This is a genomic window from Kitasatospora sp. NPDC050543, from assembly GCF_044457565.1.
Lineage (GTDB): Bacteria > Actinomycetota > Actinomycetes > Streptomycetales > Streptomycetaceae > Kitasatospora.
In genome coordinates, this window is the sequence record NZ_JBITGZ010000021.1 from 98,905 (window position 1) to 121,268 (window position 22,364).

20 protein-coding genes are annotated in these 22,364 nt (G+C 74.1%); 5 read left to right on the plus strand and 15 right to left on the minus strand.

The annotated features are described in order from the left end of the window. Positions 1 to 7: 7 nt before the first annotated feature. The 10 genes from ACIBH3_RS24330 to ACIBH3_RS24375 form a co-directional block, all read right to left on the minus strand. A complete protein-coding gene (locus ACIBH3_RS24330; protein ID WP_396314172.1) occupies positions 8 to 1,396 on the minus strand; it encodes a hypothetical protein in 1,389 nt (462 codons plus the stop codon). A 7-nt stretch (positions 1,397 to 1,403) separates the two neighbouring features. Next, positions 1,404 to 2,807 carry a TrpB-like pyridoxal phosphate-dependent enzyme gene (locus ACIBH3_RS24335; protein ID WP_396314201.1) on the minus strand — a complete coding sequence of 468 codons (1,404 nt, stop codon included), beginning with the start codon at positions 2,805 to 2,807 and terminating at the stop codon, positions 1,404 to 1,406. A 41-nt stretch (positions 2,808 to 2,848) separates the two neighbouring features. Beyond that, positions 2,849 to 3,538: a transglutaminase family protein gene (locus ACIBH3_RS24340; RefSeq protein WP_396314173.1), complete on the minus strand. Its 690-nt coding sequence runs from the start codon at positions 3,536 to 3,538 to the stop codon at positions 2,849 to 2,851. Between the two features lie 35 nt (positions 3,539 to 3,573). Next, positions 3,574 to 4,713, minus strand: coding sequence for an acyl-CoA dehydrogenase family protein (locus tag ACIBH3_RS24345; protein WP_396314174.1), 1,140 nt, complete (start codon positions 4,711 to 4,713; stop codon positions 3,574 to 3,576). A 52-nt stretch (positions 4,714 to 4,765) separates the two neighbouring features. After that, positions 4,766 to 5,140 carry an ectoine synthase gene (locus tag ACIBH3_RS24350; protein WP_396314175.1) on the minus strand — a complete coding sequence of 125 codons (375 nt, stop codon included), beginning with the start codon at positions 5,138 to 5,140 and terminating at the stop codon, positions 4,766 to 4,768. Positions 5,141 to 5,290: 150 nt separating this feature from the next. Next, positions 5,291 to 6,196 carry a tryptophan synthase subunit alpha gene (gene trpA / locus ACIBH3_RS24355; protein WP_396314176.1) on the minus strand — a complete coding sequence of 302 codons (906 nt, stop codon included), beginning with the start codon at positions 6,194 to 6,196 and terminating at the stop codon, positions 5,291 to 5,293. Beyond that, positions 6,189 to 7,211: a hypothetical protein gene (locus ACIBH3_RS24360; RefSeq protein ID WP_396314177.1), complete on the minus strand. Its 1,023-nt coding sequence runs from the start codon at positions 7,209 to 7,211 to the stop codon at positions 6,189 to 6,191. The genes trpA and ACIBH3_RS24360 overlap by 8 nt, the downstream gene beginning before the upstream one ends. 2 nt (positions 7,212 to 7,213) lie before the next feature. Continuing rightward, on the minus strand, positions 7,214 to 7,477 hold the full coding sequence (locus ACIBH3_RS24365) for a phosphopantetheine-binding protein (RefSeq protein ID WP_396314178.1): 264 nt from the start codon (positions 7,475 to 7,477) through the stop codon (positions 7,214 to 7,216). 1 nt (position 7,478) lies between these two features. Further along, positions 7,479 to 9,002 (minus strand): AMP-binding protein, encoded by a 1,524-nt coding sequence (locus ACIBH3_RS24370; RefSeq protein WP_396314179.1) that lies wholly within the window; start codon positions 9,000 to 9,002, stop codon positions 7,479 to 7,481. A 266-nt stretch (positions 9,003 to 9,268) separates the two neighbouring features. After that, positions 9,269 to 9,937, minus strand: coding sequence for a LysE family translocator (locus ACIBH3_RS24375; RefSeq protein WP_396314180.1), 669 nt, complete (start codon positions 9,935 to 9,937; stop codon positions 9,269 to 9,271). Positions 9,938 to 10,367: 430 nt separating this feature from the next. Between ACIBH3_RS24375 and ACIBH3_RS24380 the strand changes: the two genes are divergently transcribed. Then, a complete protein-coding gene (locus tag ACIBH3_RS24380) occupies positions 10,368 to 11,375 on the plus strand; it encodes a LuxR C-terminal-related transcriptional regulator (RefSeq protein WP_396314181.1) in 1,008 nt (335 codons plus the stop codon). Between the two features lie 176 nt (positions 11,376 to 11,551). Here ACIBH3_RS24380 and ACIBH3_RS24385 read toward each other — a convergent pair whose 3' ends face one another. The 3 genes from ACIBH3_RS24385 to ACIBH3_RS24395 all read right to left on the minus strand — a co-directional run bounded on the left by ACIBH3_RS24385 (position 11,552) and on the right by ACIBH3_RS24395 (position 14,519). Then, complete coding sequence (locus tag ACIBH3_RS24385; protein WP_396314182.1) at positions 11,552 to 12,658, minus strand: S-adenosylmethionine:tRNA ribosyltransferase-isomerase; 1,107 nt, start codon at positions 12,656 to 12,658, stop codon at positions 11,552 to 11,554. After that, positions 12,655 to 13,443, minus strand: coding sequence for an SDR family NAD(P)-dependent oxidoreductase (locus ACIBH3_RS24390; RefSeq protein ID WP_396314183.1), 789 nt, complete (start codon positions 13,441 to 13,443; stop codon positions 12,655 to 12,657). Before ACIBH3_RS24390 ends, ACIBH3_RS24385 begins: the two co-directional genes overlap by 4 nt. 86 nt (positions 13,444 to 13,529) lie before the next feature. Beyond that, positions 13,530 to 14,519, minus strand: coding sequence for a pseudouridine synthase (locus ACIBH3_RS24395; protein ID WP_396314184.1), 990 nt, complete (start codon positions 14,517 to 14,519; stop codon positions 13,530 to 13,532). 272 nt (positions 14,520 to 14,791) lie between these two features. Between ACIBH3_RS24395 and ACIBH3_RS24400 the strand changes: the two genes are divergently transcribed. Further along, complete coding sequence (locus tag ACIBH3_RS24400; RefSeq protein ID WP_396314185.1) at positions 14,792 to 15,886, plus strand: PP2C family protein-serine/threonine phosphatase; 1,095 nt, start codon at positions 14,792 to 14,794, stop codon at positions 15,884 to 15,886. A gap of 448 nt (positions 15,887 to 16,334) precedes the next feature. Here ACIBH3_RS24400 and ACIBH3_RS24405 read toward each other — a convergent pair whose 3' ends face one another. Continuing rightward, positions 16,335 to 17,090, minus strand: coding sequence for an anti-sigma factor domain-containing protein (locus ACIBH3_RS24405; RefSeq protein ID WP_396314186.1), 756 nt, complete (start codon positions 17,088 to 17,090; stop codon positions 16,335 to 16,337). Continuing rightward, a complete protein-coding gene (locus ACIBH3_RS24410; protein WP_396314187.1) occupies positions 17,087 to 17,671 on the minus strand; it encodes a sigma-70 family RNA polymerase sigma factor in 585 nt (194 codons plus the stop codon). The genes ACIBH3_RS24405 and ACIBH3_RS24410 overlap by 4 nt, the downstream gene beginning before the upstream one ends. A gap of 416 nt (positions 17,672 to 18,087) precedes the next feature. On the opposite strand from ACIBH3_RS24410, the gene ACIBH3_RS24415 reads away from it, so the two are divergent. From ACIBH3_RS24415 to ACIBH3_RS24425, 3 genes are all read left to right on the plus strand, one after another. Beyond that, the gene (locus tag ACIBH3_RS24415) at positions 18,088 to 19,638 is read left to right on the plus strand and encodes an SDR family oxidoreductase (RefSeq protein WP_396314188.1); all 1,551 of its coding nucleotides are present in this window, start codon (positions 18,088 to 18,090) and stop codon (positions 19,636 to 19,638) included. A gap of 209 nt (positions 19,639 to 19,847) precedes the next feature. Then, positions 19,848 to 21,518 (plus strand): molybdopterin-dependent oxidoreductase, encoded by a 1,671-nt coding sequence (locus ACIBH3_RS24420; protein ID WP_396314189.1) that lies wholly within the window; start codon positions 19,848 to 19,850, stop codon positions 21,516 to 21,518. Between the two features lie 129 nt (positions 21,519 to 21,647). Continuing rightward, positions 21,648 to 22,361 (plus strand): fasciclin domain-containing protein, encoded by a 714-nt coding sequence (locus ACIBH3_RS24425; protein ID WP_396314202.1) that lies wholly within the window; start codon positions 21,648 to 21,650, stop codon positions 22,359 to 22,361. Positions 22,362 to 22,364 lie beyond the last annotated feature (3 nt).

The window sequence follows — 22,364 nt, forward strand, 5'->3', positions numbered from 1 at the left end:
CCGTGGTTCATCGGGCCGGCACCAAGGTCCGGCCGAGGGTGCGGAACCAGCTGTCGAGGTCGGCCGAGCGGAGCAGGCCGGTGCCGATCAGCAGGCCGCGGTAGCCGGCCGCGAGCAGGTCGGCGGCCTGCTGCGGGGTCTCGATCCCGCTGGCGCTGACCGGCACCCGGGTGCCGGTGGCGAGGACCTCCGGCAGCAGCCGCAGGCTGCGGCCGAGGTCGGGGGCGTCCTGCTCGCGGCGGCGGATGTCCTTGTTGTTGACCGCGATGACGCAGGACTCCCCGTGCACCACCGCCGCCAGCTCCTCGGCGTCGGTCACCTCGACGAACGGGGTGAGACCGAGCCCGAGCGCGGCCTCGATCAGCTTCGGCAGCACGCTGCGCGGCAGCACCGTCGCCGTGAGCAGGACGGCGGCCGCGCCGGCCGCGCGCAGCTCGGCCAGCTGCTTCTCCCTGGTGAAGAAGTCCTTGACCAGAACGGGCAGTTCGGTGGCGGCCACCACCTCGTCCAGCAGCGCGCGGCTGCCGCCGAACCAGGAGCCGGTGACCACCGAGAGCGCCGGTGCGCCCAACCGCTCGTACTCGGCGACCAGTTCGCCCACCGGGCGGCCCCGGAAGAGGTCGTCGCCGTGCGCGCCGCGCGCCTTGAGCTCCATGATCACCGGCAGCCGGGCGGTGAGCAGCGCCGCGGCCAGGCTCCCGCCCGGCCCGGGGGGCCCGGCCGGCTCGGCCGCGCCGGGCTCCCAGGCCGCCCGGATGCCCCGGACCAGGGCCTGCTCGAACGAGCCGTCCGGCCCGCGCGCCCCGCTGTCCACGTCGATGCCGAGGAACCCGGGGTGGCGTACGGCCTCCCGGTGGGCGGCGGCGCTCGCCGCGTCCACGCCCCCGGCCAGCATGAACGGCCGGGTGAGCCGGCCCAGCACCGCGGTGACCGCCGAGGCGTCCAGCGGCTGCCCGGTGCTGCCGATCCGGCCGTCCTCGGCGACGGAGTCGAACAGGAAGACGTCCACGCCCGCCTGCTCGTACGCCCCGATCAGCGGGGCCTCCACCACCGCGCCCCGCCGCACGTGCAGCACCTTGATCAGCTCGACCCGGGGCAGCGCCGCCCGCACCGCCCGGACCTGGGCGGGCGTGGCGTAGCCGTGCAGCTGGACCCGGGCGATGCCCGAGGCGTCGACCGCCTCGCGCAGCGCGTCCGGGTCGGCGAGCAGGGTGACCAGGACCGGCTCGGGGCCGCCGAGCGCCCGGGCGGCGCCGGCCAGCCGGCCCAGGGCCGGGAGTGTCAGGTCGGCGGGCCCGCCGGGCACGCCGTACCACAGGCCCACCAGATCGACCGGGGCCCCGGCGAGCAGCCTCAGCTGACCCTCGCCCCTCGCCCCGCACACCTTCAGCCGCACGGCCTCCTCAGCCCCTTGCCGTCGTGGAGGCCGAGGCCGTGCCCTCGGGCGCGTCGTACTGGGTGGGCAGCTTGGCCAGCGAGCGCTGCACCAGCTCCCGGTCGTAGCCGTCGTCCACCAGCTCGCCGCCCAGGTACTTCTCGTACGCGGAGAGGTCGAAGTGGCCGTGGCCGGAGAGACCGAACAGGATGGCCTCCGAGCGGCCCTCCTCCTTCAGCCGCAGCGCCTCGTCGATCGCCACCCGGATGGCGTGGGTGGACTCCGGCGCCGGGACGATGCCCTCGGTCCGGGCGAAGGTCAGGCCCGCCTCGAAGCAGCGGGTCTGCGGCACGGCCCGGGCCTCCAGCAGGCCGTCCTGGAGCGCCTGGCTGACCAGCGGCGCGATGCCGTGGTAGCGCAGGCCGCCCGCGTGGATGGCCGGCGGGACGAAGGTGGCGCCCAGCGTGTGCATCTTCAGCAGCGGGGTCAGGCCGGTGGTGTCACCGAAGTCGTAGGCGATCCGGCCCTGCGTCAGGGTCGGGCAGGCCTCGGGCTCGGCGGCGATCACGCGGACCCGGCGGCCGCCGCGCAGCTGCTCGCCGAGGAAGGGGAAGGCCAGGCCGGCCAGGTTGCTGCCGCCGCCCGCCGCGCCGATGACGATGTCGGGGTAGTCGTCGGCCATCTCCAGCTGGAGCAGCGCCTCCTTGCCGATCACCGTCTGGTGCAGGGCCACGTGGTTGAGCACGCTGCCGCCCGCGTAGTTGGTGAACGGGTCGTTCATGGCGACCTCGATCGCCTCCGAGGTGGCGATGCCGAGGCTGCCGGGGCAGTCCGGGTCCTCGGCGAGGATGCCGCGCCCGGCGGCGGTCTCGGTGGAGGGGCTGGGCACGCAGGTCGCACCGTAGGTGTGCATCAGGGCCCGGCGGTAGGGCTTCTGGTGGTAGCTGACCTTCACCATGAAGACCTTGACCTCGATGCCGAAGAAGGCCCCGGCGAGCGAGAGCGAGGAGCCCCACTGGCCCGCACCGGTCTCGGTGGCGAGTCTGCGGATGCCCGCCTCGCGGTTGTAGAAGGCCTGCGCGATGGCGGTGTTGGGCTTGTGACTGCCGGCCGGGCTGCCGCCCTCGTACTTGTAGTAGATCCGGGCCGGGGTGCCGAGGGCCTGCTCCAGCCGCCGGGCCCGGAACAGCGGCGCCGGCCGCCACTGGGCGTAGATCTGGCGGACCACGGACGGGATCTCGATCTCCCGCTCCCGGGTGAGCTCCTGCTCCGCGAGCTCCTTGGGCATGATGCCGACCAGGTCGCCGACCGTGGCCGGCTGTCCCGTCCCCGGGTGCAGGGCGGGGGCCAGGACGGGCAGGTCGGCGGCCAGGTTGTACCAGGAGGTCGGGATCTGGGAGTCGGCGAGCTGGTACTTGACGGTGTCCACGATGAGGTCTCCGAGTCGGGAGGGTCGGGAGGCTGATGGGCTGGTCAGGAGGTGCTGCGGGCGGCCGCGTCGGCCACCAGGGAGCCCGCGGCGAAGCGCTCCCGCTCGGGGCCGACGAAGATGCCCGGGTGCTCACGGCGCATCCCGTCGAGCACCAGCTCGTACGGCAGGTCGTCGAACTCGCCGTGCTCGTACAGGAATTCCATCTGCGCGCGGCCGTCCTCGCCGTACGGGTGGTGGACGCTGTCGGCGGTGCCGTCGAAGTCCAGCGGCTTCATCCCGTACAGGCGGCAGAGCAGCTTGTTGAAGACGGGTGTGGCCCGCACCCAGCCGCCGTCCAGCCGGACCGAGGTCAAGGCGTGGTAGTGGAAGACGTCCCCGCCGATGAACTCGCGGATCCGCTCGGACGCCAGGTGGTTGCGCACGTCGGTGAGCACCAGCCGGCCCGGAATGCCGAGCGAGCGCAGTGCGGCGATGTACAGCAGGGACTTGTGGATGCACAGCCCCTTTCCCCGCAGGGCGGTCTGACCCGCCGTCAGACCGCTGCGGGAGAAGTCGGCGCCGTAGATCTCGTAGCCGATCCGGTCCCGGACGGCGTAGTACAGCCGCACGGCGCGGTCCCGGTCGTCGCGGCCCCCGTCGGGGAGCACGCCGGCGACGAAGGCGGCCACCTCGGGCGAGGTGTGGTCGATGAACTCGGTTGCGGCGAGGAAGGGTTCCACAGCGGTGGACATCAGGACTCCGTAACTGAAGGTGAGGGAGCGCCGGTTCACAGGCCGAGCATGGTGGCGATCCGCACCCGCTGGACCTCGGAGGTACCGGAGTAGATCGTCCCGGCGACGGCGTTGCGCAGCTCCTGCTCGACGCCGTACTCCGCCATGTAGCCGTTGCCGCCGAAGATCTGGACGGCGTGCAGGGCGGAGGCGAGGTTGGCCTCACTGACCACCAGCTTCGCGGCGGCCAGGTCGACGGTGACGTTCTGCCCGGCCGTCAGCCGCGCCGCCGTGTCGTAGAGCCACTTGCGCGAGGTCTCGACGCCGATCTTCATCTCGACGACCTTGCCGGACACCGCCTGGTAGGAGCCGATCGGCTTCCCGAAGGCGGTCCGCTCCTTGGCGTACGCGATGCAGCCCTCCAGCCGGCGCTGCATCTCCCCCACCGTGACGGCGAAGGAGCAGAGGATCTCCCACTTCATCACATGGTCGAGGACCAGGAAGCCGGTGCCGACCCGGCCGACCACGTTGGCCTTCGGCACCCGGCAGTCGTCGAAGAACAGCTCGGCCATCGGGGAGGCCTTCAGGCCCATCTTCTCGATCGGGTTGCCGACGGCCAGCCCCGGGGTGTCGCGCTCCACCAGGAAGGTGGTCACCCCCAGCGGGCCGGCGGTCGGGTCGGTCTTGGCATAGACCGCGATCAGGTCGGCGACCGGCCCGTTGCTCACGAAGGTTTTGCTGCCGTTGAGCACGAAGTGGTCGCCGTCCGGCACGGCGGAGGTGCGCATCGCCAGCGCGTCGGAGCCGCCGCCCGGTTCACTGATCGCATGGGCGCCGATCACGCTGCCGGCCGCGATGCCCGGCAGGTGGGCGGCCTTGAGGGCCGCGGAGCCGAAGCGGTGCAGCGGCACCCCGACGCTGACCATGCTGGTGGTGACCGAGAAGTTCAGGCCGCCGTTGCGGCAGCCCTGGCCGAGCCCCTCCAGCACGTACATGGTGGTCAGCAGGTCCTGGCCGAGCCCGCCGTACTCCGGGTCGAACGGCAGCCCGAGCAGGCCGGACTCGCCGACCGCCTGCCACGGGCCGCGGGGGAACCGTGCGGCCTTGTCGTGAGCGAGGTGCTCGTCGCCGAACTTCTCGAACCATGGGGCCAGGCCGTCACGCAGCTCGCGCTGGTCGGCGGACCAATCGATCATCACGTCATCCCTGGTGGCTGGTGGGGCTCGGACCGGTGGTGGCGGGCGGCACTCAGTAGTGCGAGGAGGCCTCGCCGTCCAGCGAGTGCACCTCGTCGCCCTTGAGCGCCGGGGTGAACATGCAGACCAGCCGCAGGTCCTCCTCCGGCCAGGCGATCAGCCAGTGCGCGTCGTGCTGGTCGAGCGCGTAGAGCGTGCCGGGCTCGATGACATGGCTGTTGCCCTCCATGTCGACCACCTCGCCGCGGCCCGAGATGCAGTAGCAGGACTCCAGGTGACGCTTGTACTCCAGCAGCGACTTGGTACCGGCCTTGACCACCGTGTCGGTGACCGAGTACCCCATCCGGTCGGACTCGAGGAGGAAGCGGCGGCTCACGCCGTTCCCCCACTCGACCGTCTTCACCTCATCAAGCTTGCGGACGAGCATCGCGTTCTCCGTTCTCTCAGGTGTGATCGGTTCTCGAAGGTGCGGGTCGGTTCTCGAAGGTGCGGGTCGGTTCGCTCAGGTGCGGGAAGGTCCGCCCGGGCGCGGGGCCCGGCGTTCAGGTGCCCGGCGTTCAGGTGCGGGCCGGACCGCTCAGGTGGTGCCGGTGCGCACGCCTCGCGCCGGCGGCCGCAGCCCGGCGACGAAGCCGGTGAAGCGCTCTCCCAGATCGGCGCCGTCGGCCGCCGCCCGCTCCACCTCGGCCACCAGGGCGCTGCCGACGATCGCGGCATCTGCCCCGATGCCGCCCATCGCCGCGACGTCCGCCGCGGTGCGCACCCCGAAGCCGACCGCCAGCGGGGCCGCCGTGAGCGCCCGCAGCCGTGCGATGACGGGGGCGAGCTCGGCCCGGTCCGGCGCGGGGGCCGTGCCCGAGCGCCCGTAGTGCGCGACCAGGTAGAGGTACGCCGAGGCGAACTCGGCGCTCTCCGCCAGGACTTCGGGGTCGGAGCCCGGGTAGCACGTGGTCACGACCGGCTGCCCGATCCGCGCGGCGGCCGCCAGGTACCGCCGCCGGGCCAGCGGCGGCAGGCCGTGCAGCAGGGTGGCGTCCGCCCCGGCGCCGCGGGCGCGGCGCAGGAACTCCTCCAGCCCGACCGCGCGCACCGAGTGCGACCAGTCGGCGAGCAGCGCGATCCGGGTGTGCCGCAGGCCCGGGCGGACCCGGTCGACGAAGCCGAGCACGGCGTCCAGGTCCACCCCGGCCGCCAGGGCGCGGTCGGCCGAACGGCGGATCACCGGGCCGTCGGTGACCGAGTCGGGGAAGGGCACGGCGAGCTCCAGGCAGTCCACCCGCTCGGCGTCGAGCAGGTGCACCAGCTCGGCGAGCCGGTCCAGCCCGGGATCCCCGGCGTTCAGGAAGAGCGCCAGCCCCGGATCGGCCGGCCCGCGCCCGGCGAAGAACCCGGAGGCCCGGGTTCCGGCCACCGGCTCGGCGACGCGCGACTCGGCGATCTGCGACCCGGCAACGCGTGACTCGGCGAGCTGTGGCTCAGACACCCGCGCCCACCGCCCCCGTACGGGGCCGGCGCAGCCGCTCCACCAGCTCCAGCGCCGCACCGCCGCGCACCGCCTGCTCCGCCACCGCGTACGCCTGCGCCCAGTCGGTCCGCAGACCGGAGGCGACGGCCGCGGCGGCCGCGTTCAGGCAGATGCTCCGCACGGCGGCCCGTGGGCCGTCCCCGCGCAGCAGGGCGAGCAGGTGCTCGGTGGGCGACTCGCCCTCCCCCGCCGGCCGCAGGTCGTCCGGCGTCCCCTCGGCCGGCAGGCCGACCCTGGCCGGCCCGACGGTGAACGACGTGCCCCCCGCCAGGACGGTGTTGCCGGTGAAGGCGACCAGCTCGTCGATCCTCAGCTCGTTGCGCACCAGCCAGATCCCGCGCTCGCGCGCCAGCTCGCCGAAGGCCGGCCACAGCTCGGGGTCGGACACCCCGGTCAGCTGCGCCCCGACCGGGACGGCGGCCAGGAACGGCCCGAGCAGGTTGACGAACCGCCCCACCTGCTTGAACCCGAACGGCACCACGGCGCGAGCCAGTTCGGTCAGCTCGACCGGGTAGACGAAGCCGCCGGCGAACGCCACGTTGTACTGCTCCAGCAGGTCCTCGCACTGCGCGTACGAGGTTGCGGTGGGGATGCCGAGGCGGTCCAGGATGTCGATCGAACCGTAGCGGCTGGTGTAGCCGCGGGAGCCGGTCTTGACGATCCGCACGCCGGTGGCGGCGGCCACCAGGGCGGCGGCGGTGCTCAGGTTGAAGGTGGCCGGCCCGCCGCCGGTGCCGACCACGTTCACCGTGCCGGGCCAGCGCGCGGGCAGCGGCCGGGCGCGGTCGGCCAGCGAACCGAGGAAGCTCTCCATCGTCGGCGCGTCCGAGGTCCACCCGGAGGCCGCGGCCAGCACGGCCAGGCCCTCGCCGCTGCGCAGCCGGCGCTCGTGCAGCCGCTCCCAGAAGTCGGCCCAGGCGGCCCGCTCCACCGGGCCGTCCCGGCGGACCAGGCTCTGCAACAGCTCGGGCACGGCTACTTCGCCCCGCTCGTGAGCGCCTCGGCCTGGTCCAGGAAGGCGTCGACGGCGCCGACCGTGCGGAAGTTCTCCGGCGCGATCTCCAGCGCGTCGATGTCCAGCCGGTAGGTGTTCTCCAGCCAGCCGACCAGGGTGAGCAGCCCCAGGCTGTCGACCACGCCGCTGGCCAGCAGGTCGAAGTCGTCGGCCAGCTCCTCGACGGTGACGTCCAGCAGGAACTGCTCGATCAGGTACTTCTTGATGTCGTCGGTGCGCGCCATGTCAGCCTCCGGAGGTGGTGGTCGTGGGGTGCGGCCGCGCATGCCGGGACGCGTGCTGTACGGCCTTGCGGTCGAGCTTCCCGGTACTGGTCCGGGGCAGGGCGGTGTCCACCAGCTCGACCGTGGTCGGGATGGCCACCCTGGGCAGCAGCCCGATCAGGTGCTGACGGATCGCCAGACTGTTGACGGTGGCACCGGGCGCCCGCTGGACGACGGCGTGCAGCCTGCTGCCCGCGACCTCGTCGGCGGTGGTGAGGACGGCCGCCTCGGCCACCTCGGGGTGGCTGCGCAGCGCCGCCTCCACCTCGGCGGTGTTGACCCGCACGCCGCGCACCTTCACCATGAAGTCACGTCGGCCCTCCAGGGTCAGCACGCCGTCGGGGTGGCGCCGCACCAGGTCACCGGTGCGGTAGTAGCGGCCGTCCGCCCGTTCGGTGAACACGCCCAGGTCCAGCTGGGCGTCCAGGTACCCCGTGCTCTGGAAGGGAGTGGAGACGACGAGTTCGCCGCGGCCGGGGCCGGTCAGCTCGCCGCCGTCCTCGTCCAGTACGAGCGCCTTGACGCCGTCGATCGGCCGCCCGATCGGCACCGCGCCGTACGGCATCGGGTCGATCGGGTCGATCGGGTGGATGAAGCTGTCGTTGGTCTCGGTGCAGCCGTACACGTTGTGGAAGACCGCCTTGGGCAGCAGGGCGGGCAGCGGGGTGAACACCCTCTCGGTGACGGCGTCCCCGGTGAGGATCGCGTGCCGGACGGCTTCCAGCGACGGCCCGAGCTCCTCGCCGGCCTGCTCCAGCAGGCGGTAGAGCATCGGGACGCCCTGGACGAGCTGCGCCGGGCGGGCCCGCAGCAGCGCGGACAGGTGTGCCGGATTGCCGGCGTGCTCCTGGTCGACGAGCACGGCGCAGCCCCCGCGACTGAGCGTGGTCCAGACGTCCAGCAGGCTGAGGTCGAAGTTGAGCGGTGCGTAGTTGAGGACGGTGCTGTCCGGGCCGATGTCGAACTGCCCGGCGGCCCAGTCGGCGAAGCGGGTGATCGCGCCGGTGGACAGCGGGACGACCTTGGGCAGGCCGGTGGACCCGGAGGTGGTCAGCAGCAGGGCGACGTCGTCCGGCTCGGCATCGGCCTCCGGGAGGAACCCGCCCTGCCCCGAGGCGAGTTCTCCGGGCGAGGCCGCCTCCTCGGGCGCGGTCAGGTCCTCGGGCGCAGGCAGCCGGTGGGCGCCGGAGCGCTCCAGCAGCTCCGCCAGGGTCTGCGGCCCGAGCTCGGCCGAGGGCACCAGGACGGGCCGCCCGAGGAGCAGACAGGCCAGCAGCACGGCGACGGCCTCCGGCGACTTCTTGGCCACCATCGCGACCGGCTCGCCGGCCGGCAACCCGAGGCCGGCCAGCCGCCGCGCGGCCGTCCCGGCGAGACCGTACAGCTGCTCGTAGCTGATCTGCTCCGCATGCCAGAGCAGGGCCGGCGCCTGCGGACGGCTTCTCGCCCGGTCGGCGACCAGACCCGGCAGGGATCTCCACGACATTGAGCACACCTCCTTCTCTCGATGTGGGCGCCAGCCGGCACCCGCGCGGCATTAGCCGGGCCGCGCGGGAAGGCCGACGGCAATCGATCTGTGGGCAGGAAGAATTCGCTCGCGTCCGGCGGTGGGCAGCCGCGCCCGCGGGCACCGAAATCCGCCGGAATCCACCGGAAATCACCGTGAATGTTGATGGGTGAACCGAACGGATCAGTTGAGCAATGAACAGACCCTTGGATGCGTGCCGGGGAAATCCCGGACCGAACGACCGTTCAGTCCGCCCGGTGCCCCGCGGGCTGGGCGAATGCCGCACTGATGCCCAGCACGAGATACGTACAGCCCGTGATGTACTTCTGGGCGCGGGCGAATCGCAGACTACGGGCGAGCCAGGCACCGACCCCGACCGAGGCCACCGCGTACACCAGGTCCATGGCCAGCGCGATGACGAAGAAGATCATCCCCAGCACCAGCGTCTGACTGGCGACCGAACCCCGACCCGGATTCACGTACTGCGGCAACAGCGCCAGGAAGAACAGCGCGACCTTCGGGTTCAGCACGTTGACCAGCGCGCCCTGGCGCAGCAGCGTCCGCACGGGCTGCCGCTCGCCGGCGGCGGCCGGCGCACCGGGCGCCGCCTGGTCCTGCTTGGCGAGCAGCGTGCGTACGCCCAGGTAGACCAGGTAGGCGGCGCCCGCGTACTTGACCGTGTTGAAGGCCAGCGAGGAGGCCGCGATCAGGGCGGACACCCCGATCACCGTACCCAGCACATGGACCAGCGTGCCCAGTTCGACTCCGACGGCGGAGGCGAAGGCCGCCCGCCGGCCCTGGCCGATCCCCCGGCTCAGGATGAGCAGCATGTTCGGACCGGGGATGGCCACCAGGGCCACCACCGTCGGGACGAACAGTGTGAGCGCCGCCCACGACGGAAGCGTCACCTGCATCGAGACCTCCCCCTTCCGCGGCGGACGGCCCGCCGACCGCTCAGCCCCACTCCAGGTCGTCGCCGGCGCGAAGGTGCGCGGCGACCGGTCCCCCCGCACCGGGTCCCGCTGTGCGGGCCCCTCCGGTGCACGACCCCGCGGTACACGAAACGGATGCGCTGGCTCCGATGACGCCGAAGGCGTCCGTTACGACCCTTTCGAGCCTTAAGGCGTGATGATTGGCCGTCATTTCCTAATACCCCCCGGTGCATTCACTGCTGAGCGGTCAGCACCACCCCGTAACCTGTCCAGTGGGCGGCGCCGAGAACGATCCTGCTGCCCCCGCCACGGCATGTCCAGAGATGATCGCTGTCCCAATCGTGCCGTGACTAGTCAAGGCCAGGCACACCACACCTGGGCATTACGATCGAGCAGCTTTGGCGGGAGAACAATGGATCTTGAGAAAGACCGGAAGGTCCTTGCCGACCTTTACCGGCAGCTCCGCAACGAGCCCACGCTCGGCATCGCCGACCTGTGCGACAGATCCGGGCTCGACCTGGCCTCCTTCCGGCAGGCCACCGACCTGCTCACCGAGGTCGGCCTGCTCACCGAGTCCGACGTCGCCGAGAGCCGGCTCGCGGTCACCTCCACCGAGCGGGCCCTCAACCGCCTGGCCGGCAAGGCCGAGCAGGCCGCCGTGCGCTGGATGGACGAGACCGTCCGGGTCCGCAAGGCGATGCGTCTGCTCGCCACCGAACTCGCCGACCAGTACCAGCAGCAGGCCAGCCTGGCCCCGGCCGAGCTGATCGTGGGCCTGGACCGCATATCGGAGGTCCTGGAGGACTGCACCGACCTCGCCGAGGACGAGGTGCTCAGCATGCATCCGGGGCCGGTGGTGGAGAGCCGCTCCAAGGCTAGGCTGGAGCGCAACCGCCGGGTCATCGACCGGGGCGTGGGGATGCGCACCATCCACCTCGCCTCCACCGCCCGGCTGCCGCACGGCCTGGCCCTGCTGGAGGAGATGCAGAACACCGGCATCCGGGTCCGCCTCGCTCCCACCATCCCGTTCCGGCTGATCGTGATCGACGACGTGATGGCCCTCACCCCCGCCTTCGGCGCCGAGCCGCACCCCACCGCGCTGGTCACCCGCGGCCCGGTGATCACCCGGCTGCTGCGGCGGGTCTTCGAACACTGCTGGCAGTCGGCCGTGGAGCTCGGCACCGACGCGCCGACGCCGCAGGAACCCGCCCAGATCCCACTCAGCGCCCAGCAGTCGGGAATCCTCCGGCTGATGAACGCCGGCATGAAGGACGAGGCGATAGCCCGCGAGCTGGGTGTCTCGATCCGGACCATGCGCCGCCTGATGTACGACCTGATGGAGAAGCTGGGCACCGAGAACCGCTTCCAGGTCGGGGTCCGGGCGAGCCAGCTCGGCTACCTCAAGCACGGGACACCCTAGGGCAGTTCGGGGGGTGGCGCAGCACGATCGGCGGATCCCGTCCGGGCGGCGCCGGTGCGGCGGGAGCACGCGGGCCCGCACGGCCGTCGGGGGCCGTGCGGGCGGCAGCACGGGCGCGTGCTGTGGGCGGGGCTTCGGGCGAGGGCTCCGGGCGGGGGACTCGGGCAGGCGCTCGGCTATCGCGGGAGCAGCAGGTTCACGTCGCCGAACTCGTGCCAGAGGTACCGGTGTTCGACCGCCTCGGCATAGCAGCGCTCCAGCAGCGGGCGCCCGGCGACTGCGGCGAGCATCAGCAGATGGGAGGCGCGCGGCTCGTGCCAGCCGGTGAGCAGGCCGTCCACGGCCCGCACACCGCGCTCCGGGGTGATCACCAGATCGGTCCAGCCGTCCGCCTCCCACACCCGCCCGTCCGGGCCGACGGCGGACTCCAGGGCGCGGACGGCCGTGGTGCCGACCGCGATCACCCGGCCGCCGCCCGCCCGGACGTGGCCCACCAGCCGGGCGGTGCTCGCCGGGACGTGGAAGCGCTCGGCATACGGGGCCTCGTGTGCCTCGGGCGAGGCGACACCGGTGTGCAGGGTGATCGGGGCGATCAGCACCCCGCGCCCGGCCAGCCGGGCCACCACCTCGGTGCTGAACGGCCTGGCCGCGCTGGGCATCTCACTGCTGCCGGGGACGGTCGCGAAGACGGTCTGGTACGCGTCGAGCGGCCAGTCCCGGTCGACGTAGCCGTACCGGATGGCCCGGCCGTGGCCCGCCAGGTAGGCCGGGAGCGGGCCGGGCAGGGTGAGGCGGGCCCGCCAGAGCCTGGCGGTGAACGCCTCGGTGAGCTCGGCCGCGGCGCCGCCCGGGAGGGCCACCCGCAGGCCCGGCCGGGCCGGGCCGACGCCCGGCGGGTAGTACTCGGAGGCACCCGAGGCACCCGAGCCACCCGAGGCGTTCCGGGCGGAGCATCCTCGGGGTACGCGGCGGAGCTCCACCAGGTGGCTGCCGCGCGGGTCCGGCTCGGCTGAGGACAGGTGCAGGGCCACGGGCGTGCCGTCCGGCAGCCGTCCGGGGAGCGCGGCCGGCAGGGTGGCCGAGTTGTTCACCACCAGCAGGTCACCGGGCCGCAGCACCTCGGGCAGGTCGGTGAAGGCGCGGTGCTCGACCGCCACCGGGTCGCCGTGCCCGACCAGCATCCGCACGCCGTCCCGGCGCAGGCCGCGCGCCTCCGCCGGGGCCCGGGCGGAGAGTTCCGGCGGGACGGTGAGGTCGAGGACGCCGTCCAGCGCCGTGGTCATCGCTCACCCCCGCCGTACGCCGGCAGCTCGGCGGCCCGGTAGCGGCCAGAGTCGGCGCGGGTGTGCAGCAGGGTGAGCAGCGCCGGGACGACGCTCTCCGGCAGCGGGCGGTCGGAGATGTCCTCCCCCGGGAAGGCCTCCTGGTACAGCGCGGTGCGCATGTCACCGGGGTCGACGGCCCAGACCCGCACCGGCGCCTCCTCGGCGGCGAGGACGGCCGAGGCGTGGTCCAGCGCCGCCTTGCTGGCGCCGTAGCCGCCCCAGCCCTCGTACGCCTCGACGGCGGCGTCCGAGCTGATGTTGAGGACGGCGCCGGTGCGTTCACGCAGTTGCGGCAGGACGAGCTGGGTGAGCGCGATCGGCCCGAGGACGTTGACCTCGAAGGTCTCCAGCAGTCCGGGCAGCGGGAAGTCCGCCAGCCGGGGCAGCGGCTCGCCGCCGGGGGTGTAACCGTTCAGCGTGGAGGCGTTGTTGACCAGCAGGGACGCTCCGCCGAGGGCGGCCGCGGCCCGGGCCAGGCGCTCCCGGTGGTCGTCGTCGACCACCGATCCGGCGAGCGCCGAGACCTTAGTGACGGCGGCCAGTTCGGCTTCGACGACGGAGAGTTCGCGCTCGTCGCGGGCGGTCAGCACCAGCTGCCAGCCCTCGGCGGCCAGCGCCCTGGACAGGGCCAGGCCCAGGCCTCGGGAAGCGCCGGTGATCACGGCGACGGGTGGCGCGGTCGGGGTCGGCGACGGCGGGGTCTTCGGTGCGGTGTCCGGTGCGATGTCGGATGCGGTGTCCATGGCACAACTCTCGCCCCGGGCCCGCCCGGTGCGGATCGGCCGTCGGCCCCGGGGCCGCTTCGTCCCTTGGGCGTAGGCCGCCGGCCCTACCTCGCGTTGCCCTGCGGCGCGGGGCCCACGACCGGGGCCGGCGCAGCGCCCGCCCACTCGCCGTACGCCTGCCAGGCGCCCAGGGTGCGCGCGCTCTCGAAGCGGTGCTCGCGGCCGGTCACCGGGTCGGTGAACTCCAGGACGTCGGCGAGCAGTTGCAGCGGCCGGGTGAAGTCGTCGGTGGCCGGCTCGGGGAGCAGCACCGGGTACACCGGGTCACCGAGGATCGGCACGCCGAGGCCGCTCATGTGCAGCCGGAGCTGGTGGGTGCGGCCGGTGGTGGGGCGCAGCCGGTAGCGGCCGAGCGCGCCGCGGTGCTCGACCAGTTCGACCAGGCTCTCGCTGTTGGCCGGGCCCGCCACCTCCTGGGCGGCGATGACCCCGCGCTCCTTGACGATCCGGCTGCGCACCGTACGCGGCAGGTCGAGCCCGGGGAGGTGGCGGGCGACCGCCTGGTACTCCTTGCGGACCAGTCGCTCGGCGAACATCGTCTGGTACGCACCGCGGTCCTCGGGGCGGATCACGAACATCGCCAGCCCGGCGGTGAGCCGGTCCAGCCGGTGGGCGGGGCTGAGGCCGGGCAGTGCGAGGTCGCGGCGCAGCCGCATCAGCGCCGTCTCGGTGACGTGCCGCCCACGCGGTGTGGTGGCGAGGAAGTGCGGCTTGTCGACGACCAGCAGGTGTTCGTCGCGGTAGCGGACGGCGATCTCGAACGGCACCGGGACCTCCTCCGGCAGATCCCGGTAGAACCAGAGGAAGGTGCCCGGCACGAAGGCCTGGTCCGGGGCGATCGGCCCGTCCACGCCGACGATCTCCCGCTCGTTCAGCATCGCGTCGATCCGCGCCGGGTCCACGGTGGGCAGCCGGTCGACCAGATGCTCGCGCACCGTGAGCCAGGGGCCCTCTGCGGGCAGTTTCAGCCGCACCGGATCTACCCCGTGCCGCTGCGGCAGGGGCGCGGGCGGCACCTTGGGCCTGCGTCTCATCTCGGGACAGCCTCACCTCTCGTCGCTGGACAGCCTAGACGCGGGCGCCGCGCGACCCTTCCGGGGTGGGGTCGCGGCAGGCGTGGGCGCGGTCCCCTTGCACGACGTGGTCCGGTACCACGTGGTCCGGCACCGCGTGGTCCGGCACGGCGTGGTCGGGCACGGCGTGGTCCGGCACGGCGTGGTCGGGTCGGCCGTCTCGGTGGAGAGTGGACAGGAGAGTGGACGTGACGGGCGGACGGGCCGCCCGCTCCCGCCGGGAGGAGCGCGCCGTGACCAGTGACACCCCGGGTGGCGCGCGGCTGCCGCCACTACGCCTGCCCCGGCGGGCCCGCCGGATGGTGCTGGGCGCGTACGCACTGCTCGTGGCGGCCGTGCTGGCGGACGTGCTGTCCGGGCCGGGCAGCACCGTCTCGCCGCTGCTCGCCGCCGCGCCGGTGATCGCGGGGGCGACCACCCGGGCGGCCAGGGTGCCGCTGCTGGCGGGCGCCGTGGCGACGGCCGCGGTGGCCGTGCTGGCGTTCACCAACCGTTCGATCCCCGCGTCCGTCCACATCACCGCGCTGATCGCGGTGCTCGCCGCCACCCTCGCCAGCACCGCGAACGTCGTCCTGGTCACCGCCCGGGAGCGGGAGCTCCTCCAGGTCCGGACGGTCTCCGAGGCGGCGCAGCGCGCGCTGCTCCGCCCGCCCCCACAGCACCTGGGACGGCTGCGCACCGCCGTCCGCTACGCGGCGGCCGCGGCCGAGGCGAGGATCGGCGGCGACCTGTACGTGGTGGCCGACACCCCGCACGGCGTGCGGCTGCTGCTCGGCGACGTCCAGGGCCACGGTCTGGCGGCGGTGGAGACCGCCGCCGACGTGCTCGGCGCGTTCCGCGAGGGTGCCAGCACCGAGCCCGCCCTCGACGTGCTGGCCGGGCGGCTGGACGCGGCGCTCGTCCGCCGCCCTACCGACGACCGCTTCGTGACGGCCGTACTGGTCGGCATCCCGCACACCCCGGGCCCGGTGGAATTCGTCAACTGCGGCCATCCGCACCCGCTGCTGCGCCGGGACGGCCTGGTGACGGAGGTGGAGCCGCCGGAGCACGCACCGCCGCTGGGCCTGCTGGGGCTGTTCGGCAGCCGGTACCGGCTCGGGCGGTTCGACGTGCGGCCCGGCGATCTGCTGCTGCTCTACACCGACGGCGTGTCCGAGGCCCGGGACACGGCGGACCGGTTCTATCCGCTGGCGCAGCGGCTCGCCGCCGTCGCCGACAGCGATCCGGACGACGTGCTGGACCAGCTGCTGCTGGAGGTCCGCGCGTACGTCGGCACCGCCGGACTCCAGGACGACGCGGCGATGCTGGCCGTGCGCTGGGAGCACTGACCGGCCGACGGCCGACGGTGCCCCCACACGGGCTGTGTGGGGACACCGGTCCGCCCGTGCGGGCATACCCGGGGCCGGGCGGCCACACCCGCGATCTCGGCCGCTTCGGCGCACCCGTGGCACGCTCACGCACGTTCCTGCGATCCGGCGAGTCCACCCCGTCACCGGGTGTGGCCTTCCTGTCGCCGGACACCAGGTATTCGGAGCGCACGGGCGAGCGGTTTGGTGGTGACTCGCCCGAACCTGCTGCGACGGTGCGGCCGGCGGAGCCGCCTCCGGTGCGAGGGGGTTCAGCGGCGGCGGCCCCGTGCCTTCCCTTCGCCACCGCCCGGCAGGGGGGTTTGCCGGCCGGTCGTCGATTCACCCGTTCGGTGGAGCAGGCCGGCCGGGAGGCGGCCCCGCCGCCCCGTCCGCCCACCCCCGCACGCCCCGGGCGGTAGGCCGACGGTCAGCTCAACGGCACCAGCATCATCGGCGCACTCGTCGGCGCCGCCGAGCCGCCCGCCGGCTCCACGGTCACGCCGACGCCCACGGCCCCGTCGATGCCGCCCGTGAGCAGCGTCGATCCGTTGGAGGAGGGCAGCAGCCCGGCCGGCCGCATCGTGCCGGAGTCGTTGAACCAGAGCTCGTACACCTTGCCCTCCGGCAGCGCCGGCAGGCGCCCGGCCAGGAACCCGGCCTGGTCACGGCTCTGCGACCACACCACCGTGCCGACGCCTGAGCCCGCCCGCACCGTCCTGGTCCGGGCGTCCGGCGTGGTCAGCAACGCACTGAACGCGGCGGTCTGCTGCTGGAGCTGCGCCGCCTGCCGGTCGGCCCGCTGCGCGGCCTGGTGCTCGGACACGGCGACCCCGCCGAGGCCGAGGGCGACGGCCACCGAGGCGGCCAGCGCGAACTTCGGCCAGGAGCGCGCGAGGCGACTCCTGTGCTCCTCCGGCGCCCCCTCACGCTCGTCCAGCGGATCCCCGGGGCCGAGCTGCCGGACGGAGCCGATGCCTGCCAGCACCCTGGCCTTCAGTTCCGGCGGCGGCGGCGCGGCCTCGGCGGTGCCCAGCCGGGCCAGTGCCGCCCGGAACTCCTGCACCTCCAGGGCGCAGGCCTGGCAGGCCAGCAGGTGCAGTTCGAACTCCCGGCTCTCCGAGTCGGGCAGCGCGTGGGCCGCGTAGGCCCCGGTGAGCGTGTGCAGATCGGCGGCCGCGGTCACGACCCCACCCCCAGGCAGTCGCGCAGCCGGATCAGCGCATCCCGCATGCGGGTCTTGATGGTGCCCAGTGGCACCCCCAGCATCTCGGCGGTCTCCCGGTACGAACAGCCCCGGTAGTACGCCAGCGTGACCGACTCGCGCTGGAGCTCGGTCAGCATGTTCAGGCAGCGCCGGACCTGCTCGCGCTCCAGCCGGTTCTCCACCTGCTCGGCCACCTCGTCGTAGGCCGGTACGTGGGCCCGGGCGGCTGCCCGGCGGTCCCGGTCGGCGGCGGCCTGCGCGCTGCGCACCCGGTCCACGGCCCGTCGGTGGGCGAGGGTCATCACCCAGGCCATCACCTCGCCGCGTTCGGGCTGGTAGCGGGCGGCGGTCCGCCAGATCTCCAGCATGACCTCCTGGGTCACCTCCTCCGACTGCGAGGGGTCCCGCAGCACCCGGCGCACCAGGCCGAGCACCGGCCCGGCCACCGCGTCGTAGAAGCGGCCGAAGGCGTCCTGGTCCCCGAAGGCGGTCCTGGCCAGCAGTTCCTTGAGGTCCGGGCCGCGCCGGTGCGGGCCCGCCAGATGGACGACGGTGTTCACCACGCCACCCCCGGACGTCCCGCGCCGCGCGGCGTCGGTCGCTGGTACGGGACCGGAGGACGGCCCTTCGGTCGGGTAGCGGGCATTGGCAGGCCTCCTGCTGAATGGCGCTGATCGTCGAGCGGTTCGAGCGATGTCGGCGGTACGGGCGGGCGGTACGGGCGGGCGGCGCGGTCGAGTCGGCGGGGCACCGGAACGGGAACCTCCGCTCCTGTGTCCTGGCATACCGTGTTCGGACCCGTCATCCTCCCGGATTGCCCGGGTCACCACCGAAAATCCCGGCCGTGGGCCAAACCTCCGCGCCGACGGCACCGAATCCCCCCGGGCTGAGCCCACCGCCGTACGGAGCCCGCCGCCGTGCGGGTCCCGCCCACCACGGAGACCATCGAGCTGACCCGCCACCGCAGGAGGCCGCGATGCCCGACCCCGCCGGCGCCCCGTGGAGCGCCCCCGGCACCGACCCGCCGAGCAGTGCCCACCTCCACGTCCTGGTCACCGGCGCCACCGGCTACATCGGCGGCCGGCTGGTGCCCGAGCTGCTGGCCGCCGGCCACCGGGTGCGCTGCCTGGTCCGCGATCCGGGACGACTGCGCGACCACCCCTGGCGCGGCCGGGTGGAGAGCGTCCGAGGCGATGTGACCCGGCCCGACACCCTGGCCGCCGCCTTCGAGGGCATCGAGGCGGCCTACTTCCTGGTGCACGCGCTCGGCACCGGGCCGTCCTTCGAGCAGCGCGACCGCGAGGCCGCCGAGGCCTTCGGCCGGGCCGCGGCCGCGGCGGGCGTCCGGCGGATCGTCTACCTCGGCGGTCTGGTGCCCGCCGGGGTGCCGGCCTCCGAGCTCTCGCCCCACCTGCGTTCGCGGGCCGAGGTGGGCCGGATCCTGCGGGCGTCCGGGGTCCCCACCGCGGAGCTGCGGGCCGCCGTGATCATCGGCTCCGGCTCGGCCTCCTTCGAGATGCTGCGCCACCTCACCGAGCGGCTGCCGGTGATGGTCACCCCGAGCTGGGTGGGTACCCGGATCCAGCCGATCGCCGTCCGGGACGTGCTCCGCTACCTGGTCGCCGCCGTCCGGCTGCCGCCCGAGGTCAACCGGACCTTCGACGTCGGCGGTCCGGACGTGCTCACCTACCGGGAGATGATGCTCCGCTACGCGCGGGTGGCCGGGCTCCCCCGCCGGGTGATCGTGCCGGTGCCGGTGCTGACGCCGAGCCTGTCCAGCCACTGGGTCGGCCTGGTCACCCCCGTACCGAGCGGGCTGGCCCGGCCACTGGTGGAGTCGCTGCGGCACGAGGTGGTGTGCGGCGAGCACGACATCGCGACCCACGTCCCCGACCCGGCGGTCGGGCTGATCGGGTTCGACCAGGCCGTCCGCCTCGCCCTCAAGCGCATCCGGGAGGCGGACGTCGCCACCCGCTGGTCTTCGGCCTCGCTGCCGGGCGCGCCGAGCGACCCGCTGCCCACCGACCCGGAGTGGGCCGGCGGCAGCCTGTACCAGAACGAGCAGGAGCTGGCGGTGGACGCCTCCCCGGCGGCGCTGTGGGAGGTGGTCGAGGGCATCGGCGGCGAGAACGGCTGGTACTCCTTCGCGCCGGCGTGGGCGCTGCGCGGCCGGCTGGACCGCCTGGTCGGCGGGGTGGGTCTGCGGCGCGGGCGGCGCGATCCGGCCCGGCTGCGGGTCGGGGACTCGCTGGACTTCTGGCGGGTCGAGGAGATCGAGCCCGGCAGGCTGCTGCGGCTGCGGGCCGAGATGCGGCTGCCGGGGCCGGCCTGGCTGGAGCTGCGGGTGGAGCCGGGCCCGGACGGCGGCGCGGTCTACCACCAGCGCGCGCTGTTCCACCCGCACGGCCTGGCGGGGCACGCGTACTGGTGGGCCGTCGCGCCGTTCCACCGCGCGGTCTTCGGCGGCATGGCGCGCAACATCACCGCCCGGGCCCGGCAGACGGCCGCCACCGGGCCGACGACCTGACGCTCCGGCACCGGCACGGCCGCCACCTGGACACACGTCATCCGCAGATCCCGTCATCCCGTCGCCACGTCACCGCGCCGGCCTGCCGGTCCGTCAGCCCTTGTACGCCACAGGATTCGGCCGCTGCACCCGGCCCGGCAGCGCGGCTCGTGCACGCTCCGGGAAAGATCCCGAAAACCCGCACCCATCCGGCCGAGCCGCAGCCGCGAATGTCAGGCGTGAGCACCTCCGAGACCGCCGCCCCCCCGCTTCAGCCGGGCCGGCCCGCAGCCGACCGGCCCCGTCGCCTCCGGTCCCTGGCCGCCCGTACGGCTGCCGGCGCGGCCGTCGGGCTCGCCTCGGCGGCGATGGCCCTGGCGGTCGGCGAGCTGACGGCGGCCCTGACCGGGGCGGCGAGCGCGCCGGCGATCGCGGTCGGTTCCGCCGCGATCGACCTGACGCCGACCGCGTTGAAGGATTACGCGATCCGGACCTTCGGCACCAACGACAAGCCGGTCCTGCTGGGCGGGATCTACCTGACGCTCGCCGCGCTGGCCGTGCTGGCCGGGCTGCTCGCGGTCCGCCGGCCGTGGGCGGGCGCCGCGCTGTTCGTGGGCTTCGCCGGGATCGGCGCCTGGGCCGCCCTCTCCCGCAGCACGGCGGACCCCTCCTACGCGCTGCCCTCCCTCGCCGCGGGCGCCGTCGGGGCTGCCGTGCTGGTACGGCTGGCCGCCGGCCTGAACCGGGCCGCCCTCGGGGCGCGCCACGAGGGCGGGCCGGAGGGCAGGGACGAGGGCAGGGACGAGAGCGAGGCTGAGCCGGCCCATGGCCCCGCCCGCCGGCGGGTCCTGATCGCCACCGGCGCCACCGTCGCCTTCGCGGCCGGCGCCGGCTGCGGCGGCCGCGCGCTGTCCACCGCCCGAAGTGACATCAGCGGCGCCCGGCTCGCCGTCCGGCTCCCGCCCGCCGCCCGAGCGGCCGCGCCGCCGCCGGCCGCCGCCCACCCGAACGTCGGCGGGCTCTCCACCTTCACCACCTCGAACGCCGACTTCTACCGCGTCGACACCGCCCTGACGCTGCCCCGGATCGACCCGGGCCGCTGGTCGCTGCGGGTCCACGGCCTGGTGGACCGTCCGCTGCTGATCAGCTTCGACGAGCTGCTGCGCCGCCCGCTGGAGGAGATGGACTACACCCTCTCCTGCGTCTCCAACGAGGTCGGCGGCCCGTACCTGGGCACCGCCCGCTGGCTGGGCGCCTCGCTGCCGGCCCTGCTGCGGGAGGCCGGGGTCCGCCGCGGCGCCGACCAGCTGGTCGGCCGGTCGCAGGACGGGATGACCATCGGCACCCCGCTGGACGCGGTGCTGGACGGCCGGCAGGCGCTGCTGGCGGTGGCGATGAACGGCGAGACGCTGCCCGTCGCACACGGCTTCCCCTGCCGCTCGCTGGTGCCCGGCCTGTACGGCTACGCCTCAGCCACCAAGTGGCTGGTCGACCTGGAGGTGACCAGCTTCGCCGCCTACGACCCGTACTGGGTCAAGCGCGGCTGGGACCGTACCGGGGCGGTCCGTACCGCCTCCCGGATCGAGATCCCGGCCGGCTTCGCCCGGGTACCTGCCGGGACGGTCACGGTGGCCGGCACCGCCTGGGCCACCCATCGCGGGATCTCCGCGGTGGAGGTCCGGGTCGACGAGGGCCCGTGGGCCGAGGCCACCCTCGCCGCGGACGCCGGTCCTGACCTGTGGCGCCAGTGGACGTACGACTGGACCGGCGCCCGGCCGGGCAACCACACCCTCCAGGTCCGGGCCACCGACACCTCGGGCGCCGTACAGCCGCAGGCCCGTGCGACGCCCTTCCCAAGCGGCTCCACGGGCTGGCACAACACCGTGGTGACCGTCATCTGACCACCCCTCACCAGCCACACCACCAGCCTTACCCGCCCCACCCGTAACCACTCAACTCGCCCATGTACACCGGCCGTGGCACCGCCATGCCCGGAACCTGACCCAGCCCTAGGAGTCACCGTGTCCACGATCACCACCTCCGCCCGTGTTCGCGCCGTCGCCGCCCTGCTCGCCGCCGGCGCGCTCAGCCTCTCCCTGACGGCCTGCGGCGGCGACGACGACGGCGGCTACTCGAACTCCGCCGCCCAGGGTGGTGGTTCCGGCGGCGCCGCCGCCGCTCCGGCCGCTCCCGCGAACGCCGCCAACGCCGCCGGAGCCGCGAACCCCGCCGGGGCCGCCGGGGCCGCGAACCCCGCCGGAGCCGCGGGCCAGCCGTTCGGTGCGGCCTGCGCCGCCGTGCCGCCGAACGGCGCCGGCAGCTTCTCCGGCATGGCCCAGGACCCGGTCGCCACCGCCGCCTCCAACAACCCGCTGCTGTCGACGCTGGTCACCGCGGTCAAGGCCGCCGGGCTCGTCGACACCCTCAACTCGGCCAAGGACATCACGGTGTACGCGCCGACCAACGAAGCGTTCGCGAAGATCCCGAAGGCGACCCTGGACGCGGTGCTGGCCGACAAGGCCAAGCTCACCGCGATCCTGACCTACCACGTCAGCCCGGGCGGCACCGCCCCCACCGCCCTCCCCGGCATGCACAAGACCCTGCAGGGCGGCCAGCTCACGGTCGCCGGCTCCGGTCAGAACTTCACCGTGAACGGCAACTCAAAGGTGCTGTGCGGCAACGTGAAGACGGCCAACGCCACGGTCTACATCGTCGACACCGTGCTGATGCCGCCCGCCTCCTGACCG